This is a genomic window from Frankia sp. CgKIO3 (genome assembly GCF_977946435.1).
Genome location: NZ_CDWTMO010000245.1, coordinates 1 through 4,263 on the forward strand (window position 1 = coordinate 1; position 4,263 = coordinate 4,263).

Sequence of the window (4,263 nt, forward strand, 5' to 3'; positions counted from 1 at the left end):
CAGTGTCGCCGCGACGGGCGGCCGTGCTCCGCGGCCTTCCCGCCGCGGACCACTGCCTGTCGCCGCCCACCTGTCGGGTCGGCGCGACGCCGGCCGCCCGAACGTGGCGCGCCCGGGTGTGGCCCAGGAGTCAGACCCCGACCGGTGGGGCACTGGCCCCTTCGGCCCACCCCGCCTCAGCACCGACGGCCGGGGCCGGGGCAAACTGGGTCCGATACAGCTCGGCATAGAGCCCGCCGCGGGCCAGCAGCTCCTCATGGGTCCCGCTCTGCACGATCCGCCCGTCGTCGACCACCAGAATGCGGTCGGCGTCACGCACCGTGGACAGCCGGTGCGCGATGACCAGGGATGTCCGTCCCACCAGCGCCGCGGTCAGCGCCTGCTGCACGCCGGCCTCGGACTCGCTGTCGAGATGCGCGGTGGCCTCGTCCAGCACGACGATGCCCGGTTCGCGCAGCAGCAGCCGGGCGATGGCCAGCCGCTGCTTCTCCCCGCCGGACAGGCGGTAGCCCCGGTCACCGACGACCGTGTCCAGGCCGTCCGGCAGGGAGCGCACGAGCAGCCCGATCCGCGCCGCGCCCAGAGCGGTCCACATCTGCTCGTCCGAGGCGTCCGCCCGGGCGAAGGCCAGGTTCGCGCGGATGGTGTCGTGGAACAGATGCGCGTCCTGGGTGACCACACCGACGGCGGACCGCAGGGACCGAAGGGTGAGATCGCGGACGTCGTGCCCGCCGATGCGTACCGACCCCGACCGCACGTCATACATGCGCGGAACGAGCTGGCTGATCGTCGTCTTGCCCGCTCCGGACGGGCCGACCAACGCGATCACCTGCCCCGGCTCGACCCGGAAGGTGACATCGTGCAACACCGGCGTGGGCACCCGCGGGTCGAGTACGGCGACCGACTCCAGCGACGCCAGGGAGACCTCGCCGGCGGCCGGATAACGGAAACCGACATGATCGAACTCGATGGTCGTCGCGCCGGCCGGCAGATCGACGGCGCCCGGCCGGTCGGCGATCGCTGGCTCCAGATCGAGCACCTCGAAGACCCGCTCGAAGGACACCAGCGCCGTCATGACGTCGACGTGCACGTTGGAGAGCTGGGTGAGCGGCCCGTACAGCCGTCCGAAGTAGGCCGTGAGCGCGACCAGGGTGCCGACCTCCAGGCTGCCCTGGGCAGCGAACCGACCGCCTATCCCGTAGACGATCGCGGTCGCGAGCGAGGCGACCAGGGTGAGCGAGACGAAGAATATGCGGCCGTACATAGCCTGGGTCACCCCGATGTCACGCACCCGCCCGGCCCGAACGCGGAAGTTCTCGTCCTCCCGTTCCGCCGAACCATACAGTTGCGCGAGCATCGCTCCGGACACGTTGAATCGTTCCGTCATCGTCGTGTTCATCTCGGCGTTCAACCCGTAGCTCTCCCGGGTCAGCCTGGCCAGGCGGGGCGCCAACAAGCGGGCCGGAATAATAAATACCGGCAGCAACACGAGCGACACGAGGGTGATTCGCCAGGACAGCACCAGCATCGCGGCGAGCACGAATCCGGCGGACAGGACATTCGACAGCACCGACGACAGCGTGTTGGTGAACGCCGACTGCGCGCCGAGCACGTCGTTGTTCAACCGGCTGATGAGCGCCCCGGTCTGGGTCCGGGTGAAGAAGGCGAGCGGCTGGCGCTGCACGTGCCGGAACACCTGGCTGCGCATCTCGTAGATCAGACCCTCGCCGATCCGGGCCGAGAACCAGCGCTGCGCGAGCGACAGACCGGCGTCCAGGAACGCCAGGCCCGCGACGACCGCGGCGAGCGCCTGCACGAGCCCCACCCGGTGGCGCACGATGCCGTCATCGATGATCGTTTTAAGGATCATCGGAACAACCGCACCGACAGCCGAGCTGAGCACGATGAGCGCGAGAAAGTAGGCGAGCTGCCGCCGATGGGGACGGGCGAAGGCGACGATCCTGCGCAGGGTACCGGGCCGCAGCGAGGTCCGGGTGACCGAACGGTCCTGTTGGAAGGTACGCATCGTAGACCAACCATCCATTCCCGGTCGCATCAGCCCTCCTGGCGGCGGCGCTTACTGTGTTACGTAGTGCTTACTACGTAACGATGTAAGCAGGAATTGCGGACGGGCATTCCCGCGGCGGGTGCGGCTCGTCAGGCGTGCTGGCTGCAGCTTGGCACGGCACGGAGCGAAACGGATGCCGAAGCGGGAGACAGCCGGTACGGAGCCGGCGCAGGAGCCGGTCGGGGCTGCCGGTCACCCCGCCGCGGGGTCGTCACCGGCAGCGGAGCGGGCGGTGACGACGCGTTCCCAGGCCTCGTCCTCGGCCCGCTCGTCGAGACGGTCGGAGCGGGTAGCGGGACGGGAGCGCCGCACGCCGCGCATCAGCGCCTTCATCTCGGCCGCGATGTCGCGGGGAACCGCGAGGAGCGCCGCGACCAGCACGCCGACCTGCTCGTCCAGCAGCTCACGCGGCAGGACCCGCTGGGCCAGCCCGATCCTGGCCGCTTCGTCGGCGGCGAGCTCGCGGCCGGTCAGGCAGAGGTCCAGGGCATTCGCGTAGCCGAGGAGCTCGACCAGCCGACCCATGGCACCGGCCGCGGGCAGGAGGCCGTCACGCGCCCAGGTCAGCCGGAAGCGCGCATCCTCGGCGAGAACCTGCAGGTCGCAGGCGACCGTCACCGCGAGACCGAGGTCGCCGACCGTCGTGTCCACGACGGCCACACTGATCAGGTCGGACCGATCGGAGACCCGCCCCATCGCGTCGCGCCATGCGCGATATCCCGCGGCCGGGGACAACCGCCCCACGGCGTCCGCGGGCCCTTCCTCGCCCACTCGGGGTGCGGGGTCGGTAAGGTCAGCGGCCGGTGGGGGGCGATGACCCATCCGGACAACCAGGACCCGGACCTCACCGGTCAACCGCCGCAGTTCGCCGGCCAGCGCCGACGCGAGAGCCGGGAACGAGCCGGCCCCGCCGGTATCACCGGGATCCGTCATCCAGATCGTGACGAGAGGCCCGGCGACCCGCACGTGCAGTCCGGCCGCCGCCGCCGCTACAGCGGCGGCGGGGACCGCCATGATCAGGAGCTTTTCTTCTTGGTGCCCCGGGTCGCACCACCCCGGCCGCGCAGGGTCGTACCCGACTCCGAGAGGATCCGGTGGACGAACCCGTACGAACGACCAGAGGACTCGGCGAGCAGGCGGATGCTCTGCCCACCTTCGTACTTCTTCCGAAGTTCGGCGGCAAGCTTGTCCCGCTCGGCGCCGGTGATCCGGGTTCCTTTCCTGAGCTCGGCCAACGTGGCCCCCTCCGTGTTCGATGATCTGCGAACCGATCTTCACTCAGCTTGAGTAAACGCGCCACTCGAAGCAGATGTGATCCATCACACGCGGCGCCGGTGCGTGACCGTGCCCTCGCGTTCCTTCCTCCACGCCGGCGGTCACCAGCGATGGCACGGGTCGCACCCACCCGCTGGCGCAGCAGGCGCGCCTGGCCGAGGGTGCTACCGAGATCAGTGTCCCCAATCCCCGGTACGCGGCCCGACAACAGCATCGGCGCGTCGCCACGAACATCGCCATCTTCGCGCTCAAGATCTTCTCTCGATGCAACGCTGCAGGTACGACCATCAGTCGATCACTGTACAGAGCGAGCCGACGGACCGCGAACGCGGCCGATCAATTCGACTGATTCCTCACATCCGACACCGGTTGTCCACCCCGTCGGGGCCGGCCCGCTCCCGTGCTGAGGCCCGGTCCGACGAGATCGCGGACGGCTCGTCGCACCCCTGCCGGCGCCCCCGCCAGCACCTCCGGCATCCGGCTCGGGGGAACTCCGGCGTTGGGAGCGGACCGGACTCGTTACCGTGCAGTGGTGGTCGGTGACGTGATGATCTCCGGGTCGGCACCGAAGGTGCCCAGCTACGCGGCCTGCCTCGGTACGGACCGGTGAGCGCGACGGACGGCGCCTCCGACCCGACCGCTGTCGCCGCCTCCAGCCGGTTGCCCGGACCGCGCGGCGGCCTGTCCCGGCCCTGGGCGGGGTCCGCCGGGCGCACCGAGGCCGGCGAGGCGGCGCTGTGGCTCATCCTGGTGGCCTGCGGTCTCATCGGCACGTTCCTCGTCTCCACCGGCGACCTGGATCTGGACATCGGTGACCCGCCGCTGCGCGGCGGGTGGGCTCCCCGTCTCGATTCCCTCGTCCTGGTCCCGCTCGTGATCGCCGTGGTCGTGGTCGCCCTCACCGCCTGGTGGGCCTCGAC

Annotated in this window: 3 protein-coding genes and 1 pseudogene; 1 reads left to right on the plus strand and 3 read right to left on the minus strand. The window is 70.3% G+C overall.

Features of this window, described 5'->3' with window-relative positions; all coding sequences use genetic code 11:
• Window positions 1-130: 130 nt before the first annotated feature.
• The 3 genes from AC08OJ_RS18840 to AC08OJ_RS18850 form a co-directional block, all read right to left on the minus strand.
• On the minus strand, window positions 131-2,056 hold the full coding sequence (locus tag AC08OJ_RS18840; RefSeq protein ID WP_476596437.1) for an ABC transporter ATP-binding protein: 1,926 nt from the start codon (window positions 2,054-2,056) through the stop codon (window positions 131-133).
• Window positions 2,057-2,260: 204 nt separating this feature from the next.
• Window positions 2,261-3,082: an enoyl-CoA hydratase/isomerase family protein gene (locus tag AC08OJ_RS18845; protein ID WP_476594590.1), complete on the minus strand. Its 822-nt coding sequence runs from the start codon at window positions 3,080-3,082 to the stop codon at window positions 2,261-2,263.
• A 2-nt stretch (window positions 3,083-3,084) separates the two neighbouring features.
• Window positions 3,085-3,303 (minus strand): helix-turn-helix domain-containing protein, encoded by a 219-nt coding sequence (locus tag AC08OJ_RS18850; RefSeq protein ID WP_248840730.1) that lies wholly within the window; start codon window positions 3,301-3,303, stop codon window positions 3,085-3,087.
• 646 nt (window positions 3,304-3,949) lie between these two features.
• Between AC08OJ_RS18850 and AC08OJ_RS18855 the strand changes: the two are divergent.
• Window positions 3,950-4,263 (plus strand): annotated as a pseudogene (locus tag AC08OJ_RS18855) (hypothetical protein); the annotation flags it as partial.